Genomic DNA, 18878 nt, shown 5'->3' with positions numbered 1-18878 from the left:
ATGAAGCTTATTGTCCGCACTATACTTTTTTTTCTTTTATGGCCAACAAACTTGTTGATAATTCATGCGCAGGAAATAACCATAAAGGCTACCCTCGATACCAACCTTATTGAACTGGGTGGTCGTGTTAATCTTTTATATGAGGTAGAAAATCCTGAAAATTACCAGGTTGGTTTCCCCGAGTTTCAGGATACTCTTGTAGTGGCTGTAGAAGTTCTTCATAAAACTGGGGTCGATACAGTAGAGCTCAAGAATAACCGGATCAGACAGTATCAGAAACTTGAACTTACATCATTCGAAATAGGGAAACATTTTATTGCTCCCCAGGCATTTTCCTTTCGCTCCGGGGCAATTGTCGATACCATTTATTCCAAAGCACTGTATTTTGAAGTAGTAGGTGTAGCCCTTGACACCACCGGAACAATTCGTGATATAGCCGCTTTGGAGCGCGCTCCTTTGAGCTTTCGCGATTTTCTACCCTTGTTTGTAATACTCTTTCTGGTATTGCTTGCCCTTGCTATTGTTTATTTTATAAAGAAATTCAAGAAAAAAGAAGGGCTATGGTTTATGCCAGAGAAGCCCAAAGAGGCTGCTCATGTTATTGCATTGCGCGAATTAGACAAGCTGAAAGCGCAAAATTTATGGCAGCAAAAACAGGTAAAGGAATACTATTCAAGACTTACCAACATTATCCGAAGTTATATTGAGGCAAGGTTCGGTATACTTGCTATGGAAAAGCCCTCCTCTGAAGTGCTCCAGGAAGTGCGCAAGGCAGGGGTTGATCGGTTATTGGATATGAAAGCATTTGAAGCATTACTGAATTTAGCAGACCTGATAAAGTTTGCCCGTGGCGATGCGAAAGCCGAGGAAAACATGGAACATCTGGAAAATGCTTATAAGCTGGTAAAGCAAACAATAGAGGTTGTTGGAGATCATGAAGCGTCGAACAAAATTGATGGTACAGTGTGATGGGAAACATTGAATTCGCAAGACCCTGGTTATTGTATTTACTTTTAGTGAATGTGCCGGTTTTAATATGGTATATTCGATACCATAAGAAACAGCAGGCAAGTATTCAGGTAAGCAGTCTGGCCTCTTTGTCCAGTTTGCCCATGAGCCTGAAGATTTACCTTCGTCACCTCCTTTTTGCCTTAAGACTGGTAGTGATTTCGTTATTGATTTTTGCATTAGCCAGGCCTCAAGCTTCCGATAGCTGGGAGAATGTCGATACAATGGGTATTGATATTATGCTGGCTCTAGATGTGTCGGGAAGTATGTTGGCACGCGATTTTAAACCCGACAGACTCGAAGCAGCCAAACAGGTAGCAGTGGAGTTTATTGCCGGAAGAAAAAATGACCGGATAGGCCTGGTTATTTTCAGCGGCGAAAGTTTTACGCAATGTCCCCTTACCGCAGACCATGCTGTGTTGATCAATTTGTTTCAGAATGTTCAAAGCGGCATGATCGAAGATGGCACGGCCATTGGAGTTGGCCTGGCGAATGCCGTGCAGCGAATAAAAGATTCTGATGCCATAAGTAAGGTGATTATTCTGTTAACCGATGGGGTAAATAATACTGGGGTAATTGACCCGCTCACCTCCGCAGAGTTGGCAAAGGCATTTGGAATAAGGGTTTATACCGTTGGAGTGGGCACACATGGAATGGCACCCTATCCGGCAGTCGATTTCTGGGGCCGTACGGTTTACCAGAACATGCCGGTAGAAATTGATGAACCCACGCTTCAAAAAATTGCTGATTATACAGGGGGTAAATATTTCAGAGCTACCAATAACGAAAAACTCCGTGAGATTTATGCCGAAATAGATATGCTCGAAAAGTCAAAAATTAATGTAAAAGAATTTAAACGCAAACAGGAACGCTTTATGCCACTTGTATGGATATCCTTACTTTTATTACTTACTGAGATAATACTGCGGAGAACCTATTTAAGGTCTATCCCATAAAATGTTATTTTTATGTTTCAATTTGCAAATAAATCTGTCTTGCTTTTACTTGCCATTATCCCGGTCTTGCTGTTAGGGTATTATTGGTACATGCGCAATTTTCGTAAGCGTTTTATCAGCTTTATGAATCCCGATCTGATGGTTTATCTGGCTCCCTGGTATTCTGCTAAACGGCCTGCCATCAAATTCATATTACTTCTTTTTGTGCTTTCGCTTTTAATAGTCTCATTGGCCAGGCCACAGTTTGGGTCGAAGCTAAAAGAAGTGAAGCGCGAAGGGATTGAAATTATTATAGCCCTGGATGTTTCGAAGAGCATGATGGCCAACGATATGGAGCCCAATCGGCTCGAACAAGCCAAGCAAGCTATCCATAGCCTGGTGGCTAAGATGAAGAATGACAAAATAGGGCTCATTATTTTTGCTGGCGATGCCTACACCCAGCTGCCGGTTACCGCGGATTATGCATCGGCCCGCATGTTTCTTTCTACCATTGGTCCTGACATTGTTACGCGACAGGGAACGGCCATTGGCAAAGCTATTGACCTGGGGATGCGCTCCTTCACCCAAAGCGAAGAGTCGTCGAAAGTCATAATTGTAGTTTCGGATGGTGAAAACCACGAAGGCGATGCCATTGAAACTGCCAAAGCTGCGCGCGAAAAAGGCATTCTGGTTTATACAATTGGCATGGGATCACCCCGTGGATCGCTTATTCCACTTAGTAATGCTTCGGGTTTTGTAAAAGATAACAATGGCAATCCAGTTACCAGTCGCATGAATCCAGAGATGCTGGCTAGCATTGCTCAGGCTGGTGGTGGAAAATTCTTTACTTCAGGTTCTAGTTCCCTTGAACTCCTGAATTTATACAAAGAGCTGGATAAACTTAATAAGACGGAAATAGAAAGCCAGGTTTATTCTGAATACGACGATCAGTACACTTACTTTGTAGCTTTGGCTCTTTTAATCCTTTTAGTGGAGATGTTAATTCGTGAACGGAAAAATAAATGGTTAAGTAATTTGAAACTTTTTGCCGAAAAATGAGAACATTGATTACAATTTTGGTTGTTTTTTGTATAGTCTCCGGTTTTTCTGTGAGTGGCCAGTCGTCGAGCAACAGTGTTAGATTGGGAAATTATAATTACAAAAAAGAAAATTATCAGAACTCGGAGATGCTTTATCGCAAAGCCTTGAGTAAAAAGCCTGGAATGCGTCAGGCTACTTACAATCTGGGGAATACACTCTATAAACAAGAACAATATCAGGCTGCCGAAACGAAATACGACGATGCCATTAAGGCTACTGATGATAGGCTTAAGCGTTCGAATTATTATTACAACAAAGGAAACAGTTTGTTTCAATTACAACACTACCAGCAGAGCGTTGAGGCCTATAAACAGGCACTCCGAGAGAATCCTCAACACAGCGATGCCCGGCATAACCTTCAGCTTGCACAGCAGCAATTACAACAACAACAGCAGCAACAACAGCAACAGCAAGATCAGAATTCCCAGAATAAAGAAGACCAGCAAAATAAAGATCAACAAGATCAGCAACAAGACAAACAAGAAGATCAAAACAAGCAGGACAACCCCTCGGAAAGTGAGCCCAAAGAAGGAGAAATCAGTCGTGAAGATGCTGAGCGGCTTCTAAAAGCTATGGAGGAGGAGGAGAAAAAAGTACAAGAGAAACTGCAAAAGCAAAAGGCGCAGAGCCAGAAAGTTAAAGTAGAAAAAGAATGGTGAGCATGATACGAGCGTTTAGAATTATTCTGATAACCGGTTTTATGCTGTTTCTGTGCTGGCAAGGCAGGGCACAGGATATTAGTTTTACTGCCAAAGCACCGGAGAAGGTTCAGGCAGGTGAGCAATTTCAAGTAGTATACGAAATAAACGACCGCGTTAAGGAGTTTACACCCCCCACTTTCGATGCATTTATTTTTTTAAGTAGCAGACAGGGCATAAGCACTATTAACTGGAATACCACGCAACAATTTGTGTATATTTTTAAAGCCACGGAACCTGGTATTTATCAGATTGCTCCTGCGCAGGCTAAATATAAAAACACAACCATCGAATCAAACAGTTTGACTATCGAGGTTACTTCCGAACAGAAAAGTACTCAAGCAACTGTTGCTAATGATGAATCAGCCACACCTCCTCCTTCAGACCCCGGAAGTGATGTATTTGTGCGCCTGATAGTGGATAAAACATCATCGTTTGTAGGTGAGCAGATTATAGCCACCATAAAAGTATATACAAAATTGCAACTTTCGGGCATTGACAATAATTTCAAAGGCCCCGATTTTACTGGTTTTTACGTACAGAACCTTCAGATCCCTCCCTTACGCTCCCTGGATCCGGAAAAAGTCGGAAATGAAACATATTACAGCGGAGTAATCCGAAAGGCCATACTAATTCCGCAGCGTTCTGGCGAAATTGTGATCGATCCTTTTGAATTAATGGTGCAATACGACAAAAAAGTGCGTGTGGGTTATTTCACTACCTATCAGCCTCAAAATGTTACTGTCAATTCAAAGCCTGTAAAGCTGAATATAAAAGCACTTCCTGCAAATAAACCTGCAGGTTTTAATGGTGCCATAGGTGATTTTACCATCAAAGCAGATATGAGCACTACGCATGTGAAGGCCAACGAGGCTGTGGTTTTCAGCATAGAGGTTACCGGAAAGGGCAACATCAAATTGCTCGATAACATTGACTATACGTTGCCCGCCACACTCGAAGTTTTTGAACCTGTGGTGAAAACCAGGCTAGAAGAAAACGGTCTTGCAGGCAGCAAAACTTTTGAAATCACTGCCATTCCGCGACATGCAGGCGATTTTGTCATTAATCCCTTTGAGTTGGTATATTTTAACCCGCAGTCGGGTACCTATATCAGTAAAAAAACAAATTCATTTATTCTTAAGGTTGACAAAGCAGAAGGTGATAGTAGTACAATGCTTGCTTCGAATCTATCGCGCAAGGAAGTAGAATTGCTCGAAAGCGATATCCGGTTTATTAATATCCAAACTAACCTGGTATTGAAGAGTAAGGCTTATTGGATTGCTTCTACCCGTTTTTACCTGATTATTATTTCCGGTTTCGTGTTATTTGCCCTTGTTTTGCTTTGGCGGCGCGAACAAATTAAAAGAAATTTAAACACCGCACATACTAAGCATAAGAATGCCAGTAGATTAGCTACCCGCCGATTAAGAATAGCACGTAAAATACTGCTTCAACACAATAACGAAGCATTTTACTCCGAACTATCGAAGGCTTTATGGGATTACATTGGCGATAAGTTAAGTTTGCCTCGCTCAGAATTGTCAACCAAAATTGCTTCCGAAAAATTGAAGAGCCTTCATGTCGACTCGGCTTTAGTTGAAGAGTTAATGGCTCTTATAGAAATTTGCGAATATGCCCGATATGCACCAGGAGCGCAAGGCAACCAACCTGAAGAACTTATCAATAAGGCAGGTTCGATTTTATCGCGTATCGAGCAGTTTATTTAAATATAGATTTTATTACTTGCCGGAATTATCAAAAAAACAGGTGTAAATGCGATTTGTTTTAATTTTGAAATTAATGAAAAGAATAGTTTTAATTGCTAGTTTATTCCTAATCGGAATTCTACCATTGAATAGTCAGGAATCTCTTGCCAATTCATTATTCGATCAAGCAAACCGGCTTTACTCGCAAAATGATTTTCGAACTGCGCTCAATTTATACTTAGAAATTGCTGATAGCGGTTATACTTCGCCCGAACTGCTTATGAATATTGGCAATAGCTACTTTAAAACGAACGATTATGCCCGGGCAATTTTGTATTACGAAAAAGCTTTACTGCTGGACCCTTCCAATCAGGATATAATTTTTAATTTATCAAAAGCTCAGGCCTATACCATCGACCGTATCGAAATCATCCCTGAATTCTTTCTAATGAGTCAGGCAAGGAGAGTCATCTCGTCCTTTACCTCTAATCAATGGGCACTAGCTTCTGTGGTTCTATTGTTCCTCACGCTTATTGTTTTATACTTCTACCTGATATCTAAGGTGCAAAATCGAAAAGTCACATTCTTCTCAATCGGCGTAGTATTTTTAATTCTTAGCATTAGTGCTTACAGCTTTTCGCACAAAACCAGGTCTTATGTCGAAAAATCGGACAGGGCTATTGTGATGGAGCCAACAGTAACCGTGAAAGGATCGCCGGATTTGAATGGAGTAACGGTGTTTATTATACACGAAGGCACTAAAATAAGCCTTGTGCGCTCAATCGACGAGTGGGTTGAGATAAAGTTATCCGATGGTAAACAAGGATGGGTTCGGCAATCGAGTTTTGAAACAATATAATCCAGACAAATATACCTTCAGGCCCCAGCTTAATTAAAACCTTCGTATTTGTGTAATTCAGTGCGCGGATTAAGCACCATTACGGGGATATTGTATTTGTTTGTAATGATTTTTTGCGCACTTAATCCAAATAAAGAACTGAAAAGCCCAATATTCTTATTAAGCATAATCATAATCAGTTGGGCATCGACTTCGTGCGCAAATTCAATAGTTTCATTGGCATTGGAGTAACTCCTTTTACCAGTTACTATTTCATAAGAAAGTTTTTTACCTTCCAGAAAGCGCTTGGCAAATTCTAGGTTATTTCGCACCCTGTAATCGTTGGCAGAGGGTTTCAGTAAATGTATTTTCGAAGTGTAATATTTCGACAAGGTGCTTATCCATACCAATTTTTCCTTATTCTCCCGGCGGAAATCTATTGGGAATACAATGTCGCGAATGGCAAGCCGCTTTGGAGCATCCTGAATTATAATAAAGGGTATTTTTGAACCCATCATCACACCAATTGACCGGCTACGAATAAATTTCTCTCTCCCGCGTAAGGGGTGAGTTTTCATAACCACCATAAATGCTTCAATCGATTCTGCTACCGCTTTTATAACTTTATAAATAACTCCGGGTCTGATTTTGCATTCGATATGCACGGCATATTTTTCAATGAATTCGGTGGCTACTTTTTCGAGTCGGTGTAATTCCTGGGCTTCGTTCTGAATATCGGTAATTACATGAAGGAGAACTATGTCTGCTTCAATAATCTTTGCGAACTGCACGGCATGCTTAATCGCAAAATCTGAACGTTCAGTATAATCGTAGGGAACTAGTATTTTGCGTTTTGGGTTTGTCATCTCAATTCGGTTTAATAAGGTATAGCTTTTTGAGGTTTCTATTGCGAATCAGATAATATTCAATCAATAAGCCTAATATAATCTTATTTTTTGATTTTATGCAATGCCTTCTTCAACTATTTATCATTGGACCAGCTTTTCGGGTTAGATGAAATGTTTTAGGATTTAATTTCGAAATGCTTAAAATTTTTCACCGATCCATTGTCTATGCTTACTTCGGTAACTCGCGCGTTTAAGGGCCCTTGCCAGCACCATTTTACCATGTTGTTTAGCTGGGCTTCATCTCCTTCGACCTCGATATATACATCGCCATTGTACATATTCTTCACAAAACCTTTTACCCCTAAACTTCTGGCAATCTTTTGACAACTATACCGGAACCCTACACCCTGAACTATCCCTGATACCACAATATTCACGTGCTTGATTTCCATATTTTCTTTCGAAAAGGAAATTAATGCTAATACTATATGTTTAGGTTTTCCGATACCATTTGCATAAGCTCTAACACTTCAATGGGTTTTAAAATTACATTGTTACAACCTGCCGAGAGACATTCGTTTTTATCTTCTTCACTTGCAAGTGCAGTTTGGGCAATTATAGGCACAGTTTTATTGAATTTTCTGATCTCTTTTGTTGCAGCGATGCCATTCATTAAGGGCATTTTCAGATCCATTAACACCAAATCGATTTTGTTAATGGATTTCAAGAGGTCAACTGCCTGAATTCCATTTTTAGCAAAGATGGTTTGTGCTCCGGTCTCCTGAAAAACAGCTTCAAGAAACATGGCATTGACGTCTTCGTCGTCTACGATTAGAATAACTTTATTGGCAAAATTAAAAGGTTTTGTTAGGAGAAGTTCTTCCGGCATGCCATCGTGGTGGGTTTCATCGGCCACTTCAAAAGGTATCTGAAAAAAGAAGGATGTGCCTTTTTCTTTTTCCGATTCAACCCAAATGCGTCCGCCAAGTGCTTTCACAATTTCGCGGGCAATGGTAAGCCCCAATCCAGGATCTTCAAGTTTACCAGCTTCGGATTTGTCGATTACCATAAAGCGGTCAAACACTGTTTTTTGCTCTTCTTTGGTAAGTCCATCGCTGGTATCGTGTAAAAAGAACTCCAATTTTTGGCTGATTTCGTCTATCTGGTAGCCAAATTGAATCTTGCCTTGTTGAGTATAGCGCAGGGAATAATAGACAAGGTTCAGTAGAACTTGTTGAAGCCGGCCTGTATCGCATAATACTTCCGGACTCTTTTTCTCCGGCAGCAACAACTCCAGACTCACAGCCTCCTTGCGTGTTTCGGTGCGTTGCTGGTTCAATCCCAGAAGCAATTCATTCAACATCAGGTCTAAATTGCATACGGTTTTCGAGATATTTATTTTTCCCGATTCCAGTTTGCTGACCTCCGAAATGTTGTCAATCAGATTTAAAATTCGTTTACTCTGCCTTTTAATAATTTCGATGTATTCTTTACGTTTAATTATATCTGGTTCTTCGGTGGCAAGTAACTCTGAAAAACCGGTAATTGAGTTAAGGGGAGTACGTATCTGGTGGGAAATATTAGATAAAAGAATGGTTTTTAACTTGTCCGACTCTTCCATTTTCTCCCTGGTTTTTGATAACTCTTTCTGCTGTTTCGTGAGTTCTGTAATATCTTTAATAGCGAGTAAAATGCTGCCTTGTTGCAGGGGCGAGAAAACAAATTCAATAGGTTTTGTTTCTTTAAAATCGTTTCTTTGGACGTTTAGTTTCGAGCGAAACTTTAAAGTACCTTTCGATTCAGATCGTTTTATTGTTTGTAAAAATGATTCCTGATCTTCATCGGGCAAAAGGTTTTTAAGGTCCAGAATCGAATTAGGAAACAAAAGCAAAACATTCATATTTTGACCCTGAAACAGTAATTTCGTGGTCAGGTTTTCAGTATTTACAATCAATAAGTCAACATTTTCAGTTTGCAAGTATTTGAAGAAGTATTCAATTGAGTAATGATTGGAATTGTCCAATAAGCTTTTTCTGAGTTGTTCGTTTTCCGCTTCAAGAATTTTGAAATTCTTTTCAAGATTTTTACTCGAATTAGCTTTTCTGGTAAACATATTTAAGGTGAATTACGATTTGTTTAGCCTTTAAAAAAGCTCTATTTCAATATTTTGAATAAATGCTGTATAGGTTGTTTCCTTATCAACCTGAGCTTTGGACAATAAGATTAAAACAGAGATTTCTTCATTGTCTTTTTTCTTCATTTTTATTTCGGTTCGAACACCTACTATTTTTTCCTCGTTTCCTGTGTATTTCACAATAAAGTCATTTTCAGCCACACTGTTTTCAGCAAACAACATACTTATTTGCTGCCCAATAGTTTCTTCTTTGCTGAACCCAAGTAAAGACTCAGCGGCCTTGTTATAAAAAATAATTTTATTGTCATGTGTTGTTTGTATGATAGCATCCAAAGCACCTTCGAGTGTGCGCTCGTTTCTGATTTTTATGTTTTCAGTTTCTTTAAATTGCTCCTGCATTTCTAAACGTGCTTCACGAAGCTTACGGTTAAGTTCTTTTTCCGATTCGCGAAGTAATTTTTCCTGCTTTTTCAGAATATCATTTTGATTGATAAACTCAATCTCCATTTTTTTCTGTTTTGTAATATCGTGTCCAATGAAGATAATTTTGTCTACTTCGTTGTACATGTTGATGGCGGCACTGAATGCACCTTGAATCCAGTTCACTTCGTGGGTTTTGGTTTGAACTTTAAACTGGCCTTCGAAGTTGATGCCATTGACAATGTTTTCCCATTTTTTGTTGAAACCTTCCAATTCGAGCGGGTCTATCAGGTCGGATATATTTAGGCTGGTTGCTTCTTTTTCTTTGTATTGAAATTGGTATAGAAAGTTTTCGCTAAACGATTTTATGTTTCCGCTGATATCGAATTCAATTTTAATACTCGACTGGTTTACTGCTTGCATCACTCCTTCGAGACTTAGCATCATCTTTTTCTGTTCGGTAGTGTCGAGTGCCAGGAAAAGGATTTTTTCGGCTTCGCCCTCTTCGTTTCTTATGCAAGTATAGGTAGCCATGGTCCATAAATCTTTGCCGGTTCGGGTTACGTGTTTCATATATCCTTCGAAGTGTCGTCCGCCTTTGGCGAGGTTTTTCCAAAGATTATCGAACCATTCCTTGTCCTTGCTACTAATAAACATTGAAATATGTTTACCCTCGACTTGTGAGTTGGATGTATATTCGAGTTTACGAAGAAAATTGGTGTTGGCATAGATGAGAGTCCCGCGAATGTTGTATTCTGCCCGGATCATTGTGTGGTTCACCGTGTTCTCGAGCTTCATAAACTGTTCGGCCTGACGGGCAGCTTCTTCTTGGGTAGCAGTGAGCTCTTCCATGTTTTGGCGCATTTCTTCTTCCTGCGAAGACAGTGCTTGAGCTTGTTCTTTCGATTCTTCGAGCAACTTGGCTGTTTGCATGTTCATCCTTACCGTTGATAAGGTTGAAGCCGTACTTTCACATACCTTCTCAATAAATTCAATATGATCTTTTGAAAAAGTGCCTAGAGTGGCTATTTCCAGCACGCCAAAGGCCTTACCTTCGGAAATTAGCGGGGTTACAATTAATTCTTTCGGATTAGCCTGTCCCAACCCACTTGTAACCCTGATATATCCTTCCGGAATCATTTTTAGATGAATGGTTTTGCCTTCTACTACAGCGGTTGAGATAAGCCCTTTTCCAAAAGGAATTCGGTTGTCGGCATATTTCTTACGGCCATAGGCATAAAATGCCGAAAGCTCAAAGTATTTCTGAAGACTACTTTCTTCGAGGTGATAGAAACCTCCCTGAATTGCTCCTACATAGTTGGTTAATTCAGAAATTACGTTGAAAGACAGGGTCTCAAAATCGTTATTATTTCGAAGAATTTCACCAAATTTCGCATGGCCTTCGGCATGCCAGTTACGGTTCTCATCTTCTTTGCGTTGCCTATCGACCAGGTCTTTATTTCGTTTCAGGGTTTCGCGAAGGTTGTTCAGACTTTGCGTAACTGCATCTTTGCTGCTAAGCTCTTCCAGTTCCATTTCGTACCTGTCGTGTGTCAGGTGATCGATATATCCTGTAACAAGTTTTTCTTTGGTGCTTAATTGTTCGAAGTTATGCTTCAATTCGAACATTTTTTTACTGGTATGCTGCGTGAAAAAATAAACAGCAAGGGGAAATACAACAAGTTGTAAAGCAAGAATCCACAGGATGTTATCAGAAAAAATAAGTTTTACAATGGAGTTGAAGCTAATGACAAGGTCTTTGTTACCAATCACGGAGATAATAATCCCTACCAAAAAAAGTATACTCGAAACTATAATTGAAAATATTACAGGCCAATATACATCTCTTTTATATTCAAAATCCATTTGCAAAATTGTTTATTGACAATATAAATTAAATATAATCAATAATTCGCAAACACGGCTAAAAATATTTTGAACATATAGGAGCCGAAAGAATTAGTGCCAGTGGATTTTAGGCTTGCCGGAAAAGCTTTATAAGACCTCTTGTTGTAATATTATTCAACAATGGCAGTCTATTATTCTTCATCGGAAAATTGAATCATCAATGAGAATAATTCTCAAGCATTCTCCATTTTCCGGGGTGAAAGAGTATCACTTGAGAGGTAGAATTTTGGACTAATAAAAAAGAAATTGGTTGAATAGCTTAGTGATTATAGCTGGTTACCGCATTGGCAATTTTTTCCAGGGGAAGTATCTTGTTTGCTGCATCGAGGGCAATGGCTTCTTTGGGCATGCCAAAAACCACACAGCTTTGTTCGTCCTGGGCAATAGTTAAGGCTCCTGCCTCTTTCATTTCCAAAAGGCCTCTGGCTCCATCAGCGCCCATCCCAGTCATGATTATACCAATAGCATTTTTGCCAGCATACAGCGCAGTCGAACGGAACAATACATCCACACTCGGTCTGTGGCGGTTTACAAGTGCTCCATCCTGAATTTCTACATAATACCTTGCCCCCGAGCGCTTTAACAGCATGTGGTGATTGCCTGGAGCAATCAATGCCCTGCCACGTAAAACCTGGTCTCCGTTTTGGGCTTCTTTTACCTCAATTTGGCAAATACCGTTAAGCCTTTCGGCAAATGAACGTGTAAAATGCTCGGGCATGTGCTGCACGATCACAATACCGTGCGAATCAACAGGCAAGGATTCGAGAAAAACCTTTAAGGCCTCAGTACCGCCAGTAGAAGCTCCAACTGCTACAACCAGTTCGGTGGTTTTTAGCATACTGTAATTTTGCCTGGATGAAAGGATGGCATCGGCGGTATATTTGGGTTGCACCGGCATTGCAGGTGTGGGAGATGTTTTTTTTCTATTCACCTTAGCTTGCGCTGCAGCTTTTATTGCATCGCAAATCCGCATTTTCGACTCCTCGATAAATTCACGAGTATTCATCTGCGGTTTTGTAATAATATCCACTGCCCCATATTCCAGGGCTTTCATGCCTGTTTCGGTTCCTTGCGCAGTAAGGCTTGATATAATTACCACCGGAATAGGATGCTGGCTCATGATTTTGCGCAAAAAGGTTAGTCCATCCATTCGTGGCATTTCCACATCGAGAGTAATCACATCCGGTACTTCCTGCAGTATTTTCTTGGCGGCAAAAATAGGATCGGATGCAGTTCCGATCACTTCAATTTTCGGATCACTGCTTAGAATAGTAGAAAGGGTTTGTCTTACTACTGCCGAATCGTCAACTATTAGTACCTTTATTTTATTCATGACCTAAACCTTCTGTAAAGTTGTGGATGATGCTTGCACGTAACGCTGTGTTACCGCACCCGTAGCAGAATTAAAAATTATCTTACGTCCCTGTTTTCCTCCTGTGCTTTGGGCTTTTATAGGTATTCTCATTTCGGCGAGCATTTGTTCAGCTATTAGTATATTTCTTTCACCAATGTTAAATGTCAGCGATGCGGTTTGTATTACTTCTCCACCTCCAAAAACTTTTGCAACTATAAATGAAGGTTGAGCACCATGATGTATTAATTTTTCATAGAGTTTCTCAATGGCTATATTTCCATATTTTGGGGAGGGTAATCCTTCTCCATTCCACAATGGCAACATGTAGTGGTTAATGCCGCCAATTTTATTTTTTTCATCAAACAGGCAAACGGCTACACAGGAACCTAAAATGGTATGCACTTCAGCCTGGGGCATTGGAACCACCAGGTTGGCAGGATATAAATATATGGTTTCCGGTTGAGTATGCACTCTATGTATTAAAATGATTCGTCTTTGAAAAACAATTCTCCGGCATCGGAGGATATTCCTTGGGTAACTTCTTTAGATTCAGGTATATGCATTATAAAAGTAGCTCCTTCATTGGGTTTACTGGTGAAAGCAATGGTACCTTCGAGTATATCGAGCATGGCTTTGTTTACCGATAAGCCAAGGCCATGACCCCGGTTAACTGAGTTGATACCACTGTCAAGGCGTTTAAAACGGTCGAAAATTATGTTTTCATTTTCGCGCGAGATACCTTGTCCGTAGTCCTGAATTTCTATGATTAGCTTACCGAAAGATTTTGATACTCTGATGCAAACCTTGCTGTTGTCGAAACTGAATTTAATAGCATTGCTTATAAGGTTGGATACAATCAGATGCAGTTTTTCCGAGTCGGTGTTAAAGTATTTGTTGTGCTCATCGTTACCAATTTCCGATTCAAATACTATTTGCAGGTGTTTATGTCTTGCATCGAATTTGAAAACTTCAATCACATTTTTTAGGAGGCTGTTTATGTCCACTTTCGATATTTCAGGGCTTACTTCTCCTGCCTCTAGTTTTGCGGCAGCAAATATATTTTTCAGTTGAAAATCAAGGTGAAAAACTTCGCTATGTATCAGTGCTACCATCGAAATCACATTTTTCCAGCTTTCTTTGTCCACCTTTAAAATATTCTCCGAAAGTGCTATTACCGAGGTAAACGGGTTAATAATTTCGTTGCAAATGTTCGAAATGAAATGACTCTTAATGGCTTCAGATTCCTGAAGTTTTTTATTCACGTGTACCAATTCCCCTTCGAGCTGAAGGAGTTCTTGTTTGCAAATGTCGTGTGCAGTTTTTATATCGTTCAGATGAGCAATAAGTTCTTCTTTGCTTGCATTCTGGTAGTTCATAATTCTTTTTTTTGAAATACTGTTGGAATGATGGTGTTGACGGGTAATTCCAGCCCGGCAATCGATTCGGAATGTCCCAGGAACAGAAAACCACCCTGAACCAAATGGCTGCAAAGTGCGGTGAGTATTTGGTATTGAGTAGGGCGGTCGAAATAGATTAAAACATTTCGGCAAAAGATAATATGATAGGAAGGCTCGCGCACTGGATATAGTTCCAATAGGTTTAGTCGGGAGAAACTCACTTTTTGACGAAGGTTCTGCATTACACGTACCTTATCTTCTTCGCGGTTTTTGCTTCGTAAAAAGTATTTCTTTTTAAGTGTAAAAGGCAGATTATTAATGCGTTCTGCTTTATAAATTCCCGAAACCCCATTCTCCAGCATTTTTGTAGAAATGTCGGTGGCTAAAATTTCATAATCAAAACCAGGGTGCGTTTCGATAAATTCACTCATGGTAATGGCAATGGTGTAAGGCTCTTCGCCCGATGAGCATCCTGCACTCCAAATTTTCAGTTTGCGTGCTGTTTTTTTTTCAGCCAATTCAGGCAGGGCATTCGACAACATAAAGTCGAAATGAGCCGATTCTCGGAAGAAATCTGTTTTATTGGTGCTCACTACATCCATCATGTGAATTACCTCTTCGCTCATGCCGTGTGGTGAAAACAGGTAGGAAATGTAGTCGCTGAAATTATTGATTTGAAGCAATTTGAGTCTTTTCTGCAGGCGACTCTGGAGCATTATTTTTTTCTCAGGCGGCATTTTTATGCCGTATTCTGTCATGATGTACTGGCTGAGCTTTATAAATTCCTGCTCGGTTAACTCGGTGTTGTAAATGTTATTCAGATTTGCAGCTTGGTTATTCTTGCGTTCCATCGCACAATGGCTATATTTTTTCAGCTTCGGCTTCGGTATATCTCCTCTCAATCATCGACTCATCAGCAAACAGCTTAAGCACATCTAACATGAGAATAAAATGTTCGTTTTTAAAAACTATTCCTGTAATGATGTCGGCCATATATTCATTGCCCACTGCAGGCGCAGGTTTTATTTCTTCGGGGTCAATTTCAATTACTTCCTTTACTGAATCGACAATAACACCAAGTCTGAAGGATTCGTTACGGGCCGATACTTCTAAAACCAGAATACAGGTATTGGAGGTATCGAGTATGTTTTTATTGCCAAATTTGATACGGGCATCGAGCACCGGAAGCACACTGCCACGTAGATTAAGCACACCTCTCATGTACTCAGGAGCTTTTGGTACTTTTGTAATCCTTGTCATCTCTGAGATGTGTATTACATGGTTTACATGGGCGCCATAGATTTCGTTCCCAATAGAAAAACTGAGGTATGAATTTGTTTTATGTGACATGTCAATATCCAATCATCTGGTGATTTTATCGAATTACCTTGTTAATTGCAGCTAAAAGTTTTGCTGGTACAAAAGGTTTAATAATCCAACCTGTAGCTCCGGCATCCTTGGCTTCCATTTTTTTTTCTGTTTGCGATTCGGTGGTAAGAAAAAGAATAGGGGTGCGCTGGTAAGCTTCCATTTTGCGAATCTCGCGAATCAATTCAATGCCATTCATCTCGGGCATATGCAAATCGGTAATAATTAAACTGATTTCTTGTCCGTTCAGATGGTCCAATGCATTTTTTCCATTGTCGCTTATCAGTACATTGTAACCTTCGTTCTGAAGGGTAAAGCTTACTATTTCCCTAATACTTTCTGAGTCGTCAACGAAAAGTATTTTTTTACTCATGGTTTGAGGTGTTTATATTAAAAAAATTCGACTTCATCATTGTTCTTTTCATCGACAACATCTGAGGCTTGAGTCATTTGATTGTGTATTTCTCGTTCACTCTGCATGGTATACATCATTTTTAAATGCTCCAGATTGCTGCTGTCTATATCTTTGTTGTTTAATTTTACTTTTTCAATCAATTGGTTCAACAAAGCTATAATTGCTTTTACTTCATTTTCAAATGTTTGAAAATAGGCAACCTTTTCAATGCCATATTCTACCGGCATGGGTTTAAATTCGATTAAAGTCAGTTTTTCGTTGCTTAAGCGTCGAATTTCCTGCATTAAATTAATGATTTTATCGGTAAAATCACTAACCATTTGCAACTTAACCTGACTATTTTGCTGCACCTCGCGAATGTTTTTTACCTGGTCGATCAGCAAATGGCGTAGATTTTTAATAAGCTTCTGATGTCCGGTGTGGAATTTCTCAGATTCCTTTTTTATTTGCTTAAGTGGGTTTAAAGGGTCTTTGCCTTTGTTTAATTTTTCATAGTTAGCAATCAATTGATCGAATTCCTGCAAGGTTTCACATAAACAAGGAGTATTTTGCATCAGGTTTTCCAGGTCTTTTAGTGGGAGTGATAATTCATTCAAAAGATTGTTATAGCTTATCGAAAGTTGATTGAGAGAGAAAATCTGGGTTTGCAACAAAGTAGTATCTTCTTCAAGATTAGAAAGTAGATTTAATATTCGCGCTTTTTCGCTTCGGCAATAGTTTTGCCAAATGTTGTTGTAACTGTTTGTGAGTGATTTAAGCGTATTAATCCGATTAAGAATGCTTTCAATGGCTGTCTGGTATTCCTTGTTGGCATGCACCAGTTGGGCCGATTGCAGGGAGCTGATATCGCGAAGTTGATATAACTCTGTAACATTAAGAGTTTGCCCCGAAGTGTGATTGGCATACAGGTTTTGGGTAATGCGAGAATGTGCTTCCTGTATATGCTCTACTTTTTGCCTTAATATATCCTGAAATTGCAAATTGGTAATAATCTCAGAAGTACTGGTTTTTCGTTGCTTTTCTATTTCTTCCAATTGAATGAAATAGCCTTTGGCGCTTTGCTTCAAATCGCCAAAATACACATTTTGCTTACTTCTTTTACCGATCATATCGAGGAAAAGATCGATCCCTTTGCTATACCCTTGTTCCGAATGGTGAATCGTAGATTCAAGCTTTCCGGTAATTTCTTTTATGCTTGTTTCGAATAAATTAAAACACGAATTTACCTTTTCGATGCAATAGTTTATGGATAGTTTTTCGCCAGTAAATTCAGGGTCAAAACGTAAATTTGTATACAACAACAACAGTGTGCTCAGATCTTGTCTGAGATTGTTAATTTGCAGAATAACAACCTGGAAGTTGCTTTTTAATTCCTTGAATGCGACCAGCTGTTGCTTGTTAATTATTTGAATATTATTGGTTTCATCGATGGCCTGGCAGGTAATTTCCACCGGACTAAGTTCGGAAGTCATCTGATGGATGAAACTAAAGAAACTGTTGGTCGAGGAAGATGCATTCTCAAGTAAACTATAGTACTGCTTAAAATCGGTATTTAAAAGCACAAAATCCTTTACTGAGCATGAAATAAGTCCATCAATTTTATCATTAACCTTGGTAAAGGTTTGCTGAATCAATTGAATTATATCAACATCCTGATCATTACTGCTGTTCACACTTATTCTAATTTAGATTGCATTTTATAAATTTAGAATGAAGTAAGCGAATGCGAAAATATAATTAATGAGAATGAGCACCAGAAATTGGTGATATGGATCATTTTTAATAACGGCTAAACAACCACATTTTTCTCGGCCTGGGTAAATAAGGATTCAATTCGTTCGATGAAGCTGTTGATGTCGAGTGGTTTAGTAAACACGGAGTGGATTCCCAGCTTTTTTACGATATATAAATAATAAGGATTATTTCCTGAAATGGCAATAATTTTGGTATTTGGGCTAATGGATTGAATATGATTGATAAGTTCAATGCCTTCGATTTTGGGCATGACAATATCGGTTATTACCAAGTCGAATGATTCACATTTTATTCGGTTTAAAGCCTCAAGGCCATCCTTCGCTGTTTCTGCAACAATATTCAGATGGCTTTGTAAAGTGTACTTCACTAACCTTCTGTCGATAATATTGTCATCTACCACTAAAACCCTCATAACGTATTGCATTTAATGTGAATACGATTGGGAGTGTGTGTAGTTAAATTAATTCGACAAAGGCTCCTTTTATTGTGATAAACGACAGTGAATGATGAATTAAGTATCTTATTCTTTTGTGAATTGAGTTTCTTGCAAAACAGACTCTACTTTATCGACAAGATATTGTAAATCGATGGGCTTTTTTACAAAATCGACAGCACCCATGCTCATTATCTTCTCAATGTTATCTTCGTCAGTAAGGGCTGAAACAACAATAACCGGGGTGTTTAATGTTTTTTTATTGCGTCGTATTTCTTCGAGAAACTCAAATCCGCTGATTTTCGGCATCAGCAAATCGAGTAAAATAAGGTCAGGTGTCTGCTTTTCGATAATCGAATAAGCTTCTTTTGCGTTTAAGGCAGTTTCGATCTGGTATCCTTTTTCATCGAGAATTGCCTCAAGCAACACAACATTGGTTGTCGAATCGTCAACTACAAGTATAGTAAAATCTTTATTATCAGTCATCTTTGGCAAAAATTAACGATCAGGGTTTAATAATGGGCTAATTTAGGTTCGCCGGCTTAAGGCTTTATCGTAAA

The 18878-nt window shown here is 39.2% G+C and carries 19 protein-coding genes; 6 read left to right on the top strand and 13 right to left on the bottom strand.

What is annotated here, in order from left to right; genetic code table 11:
• From IPM71_01150 to IPM71_01125, 6 genes are all read left to right on the top strand, one after another.
• Nucleotides 1-969, top strand: a complete 969-nt coding sequence (locus tag IPM71_01150) for a hypothetical protein (protein QQS51358.1) — start codon at nt 1-3, stop codon at nt 967-969.
• An 8-nt stretch (nt 970-977) separates the two neighbouring features.
• Nucleotides 978-1964, top strand: a complete 987-nt coding sequence (locus IPM71_01145) for a VWA domain-containing protein (GenBank protein QQS52758.1) — start codon at nt 978-980, stop codon at nt 1962-1964.
• Between the two features lie 12 nt (nt 1965-1976).
• Complete coding sequence (locus IPM71_01140; GenBank protein ID QQS51357.1) at nt 1977-3002, top strand: VWA domain-containing protein; 1026 nt, start codon at nt 1977-1979, stop codon at nt 3000-3002.
• Complete coding sequence (locus IPM71_01135) at nt 2999-3703, top strand: tetratricopeptide repeat protein (protein QQS51356.1); 705 nt, start codon at nt 2999-3001, stop codon at nt 3701-3703. Before IPM71_01140 ends, IPM71_01135 begins: the two co-directional genes overlap by 4 nt.
• Nucleotides 3704-3705: 2 nt before the next feature.
• A complete protein-coding gene (locus tag IPM71_01130) occupies nt 3706-5469 on the top strand; it encodes a protein BatD (GenBank protein QQS51355.1) in 1764 nt (587 codons plus the stop codon).
• Nucleotides 5470-5542: 73 nt separating this feature from the next.
• Nucleotides 5543-6307, top strand: a complete 765-nt coding sequence (locus IPM71_01125) for a tetratricopeptide repeat protein (protein QQS51354.1) — start codon at nt 5543-5545, stop codon at nt 6305-6307.
• A 29-nt stretch (nt 6308-6336) separates the two neighbouring features.
• Here the strand turns inward: IPM71_01125 and IPM71_01120 are convergent, their stop codons facing one another.
• The 13 genes from IPM71_01120 to IPM71_01060 form a co-directional block, all read right to left on the bottom strand.
• Nucleotides 6337-7152: a universal stress protein gene (locus IPM71_01120; protein QQS51353.1), complete on the bottom strand. Its 816-nt coding sequence runs from the start codon at nt 7150-7152 to the stop codon at nt 6337-6339.
• 158 nt (nt 7153-7310) lie between these two features.
• Complete coding sequence (locus tag IPM71_01115) at nt 7311-7580, bottom strand: acylphosphatase (GenBank protein QQS52757.1); 270 nt, start codon at nt 7578-7580, stop codon at nt 7311-7313.
• A 38-nt stretch (nt 7581-7618) separates the two neighbouring features.
• Nucleotides 7619-9247, bottom strand: a complete 1629-nt coding sequence (locus tag IPM71_01110; protein ID QQS51352.1) for a response regulator — start codon at nt 9245-9247, stop codon at nt 7619-7621.
• Nucleotides 9248-9277: 30 nt separating this feature from the next.
• A complete protein-coding gene (locus tag IPM71_01105; GenBank protein QQS51351.1) occupies nt 9278-11554 on the bottom strand; it encodes a PAS domain S-box protein in 2277 nt (758 codons plus the stop codon).
• A gap of 301 nt (nt 11555-11855) precedes the next feature.
• Nucleotides 11856-12929 carry a chemotaxis response regulator protein-glutamate methylesterase gene (locus tag IPM71_01100; protein ID QQS51350.1) on the bottom strand — a complete coding sequence of 358 codons (1074 nt, stop codon included), beginning with the start codon at nt 12927-12929 and terminating at the stop codon, nt 11856-11858.
• 3 nt (nt 12930-12932) lie between these two features.
• Nucleotides 12933-13367: a chemotaxis protein CheD gene (locus IPM71_01095; protein QQS52756.1), complete on the bottom strand. Its 435-nt coding sequence runs from the start codon at nt 13365-13367 to the stop codon at nt 12933-12935.
• A gap of 62 nt (nt 13368-13429) precedes the next feature.
• On the bottom strand, nt 13430-14326 hold the full coding sequence (locus IPM71_01090) for a HAMP domain-containing histidine kinase (GenBank protein QQS51349.1): 897 nt from the start codon (nt 14324-14326) through the stop codon (nt 13430-13432).
• Nucleotides 14323-15198, bottom strand: a complete 876-nt coding sequence (locus IPM71_01085; protein QQS51348.1) for a chemotaxis protein CheR — start codon at nt 15196-15198, stop codon at nt 14323-14325. The genes IPM71_01090 and IPM71_01085 overlap by 4 nt, the downstream gene beginning before the upstream one ends.
• A 10-nt stretch (nt 15199-15208) precedes the next feature.
• Nucleotides 15209-15709, bottom strand: a complete 501-nt coding sequence (locus tag IPM71_01080) for a chemotaxis protein CheW (protein ID QQS51347.1) — start codon at nt 15707-15709, stop codon at nt 15209-15211.
• Nucleotides 15710-15722: 13 nt separating this feature from the next.
• The gene (locus tag IPM71_01075) at nt 15723-16088 is read right to left on the bottom strand and encodes a response regulator (protein ID QQS51346.1); all 366 of its coding nucleotides are present in this window, start codon (nt 16086-16088) and stop codon (nt 15723-15725) included.
• Between the two features lie 17 nt (nt 16089-16105).
• Entirely contained in the window at nt 16106-17803 is a 1698-nt protein-coding gene (locus IPM71_01070) for a hypothetical protein (GenBank protein ID QQS51345.1), read from the bottom strand.
• Nucleotides 17804-17919: 116 nt separating this feature from the next.
• Nucleotides 17920-18297, bottom strand: a complete 378-nt coding sequence (locus IPM71_01065) for a response regulator (protein ID QQS51344.1) — start codon at nt 18295-18297, stop codon at nt 17920-17922.
• 108 nt (nt 18298-18405) lie between these two features.
• A complete protein-coding gene (locus IPM71_01060) occupies nt 18406-18804 on the bottom strand; it encodes a response regulator (protein QQS51343.1) in 399 nt (132 codons plus the stop codon).
• Nucleotides 18805-18878: the final 74 nt, after the last annotated feature.

The organism is Bacteroidota bacterium, assembly GCA_016699695.1.
Classification (GTDB): domain Bacteria; phylum Bacteroidota; class Bacteroidia; order Bacteroidales; family UBA10428; genus UBA10428.
This window is presented reverse-complemented; position numbering and strand designations above follow the sequence as displayed.

Bases quoted from the DNA above. Each gene is read 5' to 3' on its own strand.
- IPM71_01150 (QQS51358.1), top strand. From the start codon at position 1: ATGAAGCTTATTGTCCGCACTATACTTTTTTTTCTTTTATGGCCAACA.
- IPM71_01120 (QQS51353.1), bottom strand. From the start codon at position 7,152: ATGACAAACCCAAAACGCAAAATACTAGTTCCCTACGATTATACTGAA.
- IPM71_01125 (QQS51354.1), top strand. From the start codon at position 5,543: ATGAAAAGAATAGTTTTAATTGCTAGTTTATTCCTAATCGGAATTCTA.
- IPM71_01090 (QQS51349.1), bottom strand. From the start codon at position 14,326: ATGAACTACCAGAATGCAAGCAAAGAAGAACTTATTGCTCATCTGAAC.
- IPM71_01140 (QQS51357.1), top strand. From the start codon at position 1,977: ATGTTTCAATTTGCAAATAAATCTGTCTTGCTTTTACTTGCCATTATC.
- IPM71_01085 (QQS51348.1), bottom strand. From the start codon at position 15,198: ATGGAACGCAAGAATAACCAAGCTGCAAATCTGAATAACATTTACAAC.
- IPM71_01130 (QQS51355.1), top strand. From the start codon at position 3,706: ATGATACGAGCGTTTAGAATTATTCTGATAACCGGTTTTATGCTGTTT.
- IPM71_01100 (QQS51350.1), bottom strand. From the start codon at position 12,929: ATGAATAAAATAAAGGTACTAATAGTTGACGATTCGGCAGTAGTAAGA.
- IPM71_01135 (QQS51356.1), top strand. From the start codon at position 2,999: ATGAGAACATTGATTACAATTTTGGTTGTTTTTTGTATAGTCTCCGGT.
- IPM71_01110 (QQS51352.1), bottom strand. From the start codon at position 9,247: ATGTTTACCAGAAAAGCTAATTCGAGTAAAAATCTTGAAAAGAATTTC.
- IPM71_01095 (QQS52756.1), bottom strand. From the start codon at position 13,367: ATGCCCCAGGCTGAAGTGCATACCATTTTAGGTTCCTGTGTAGCCGTT.
- IPM71_01065 (QQS51344.1), bottom strand. From the start codon at position 18,297: ATGAGGGTTTTAGTGGTAGATGACAATATTATCGACAGAAGGTTAGTG.
- IPM71_01075 (QQS51346.1), bottom strand. From the start codon at position 16,088: ATGAGTAAAAAAATACTTTTCGTTGACGACTCAGAAAGTATTAGGGAA.
- IPM71_01105 (QQS51351.1), bottom strand. From the start codon at position 11,554: ATGGATTTTGAATATAAAAGAGATGTATATTGGCCTGTAATATTTTCA.
- IPM71_01060 (QQS51343.1), bottom strand. From the start codon at position 18,804: ATGACTGATAATAAAGATTTTACTATACTTGTAGTTGACGATTCGACA.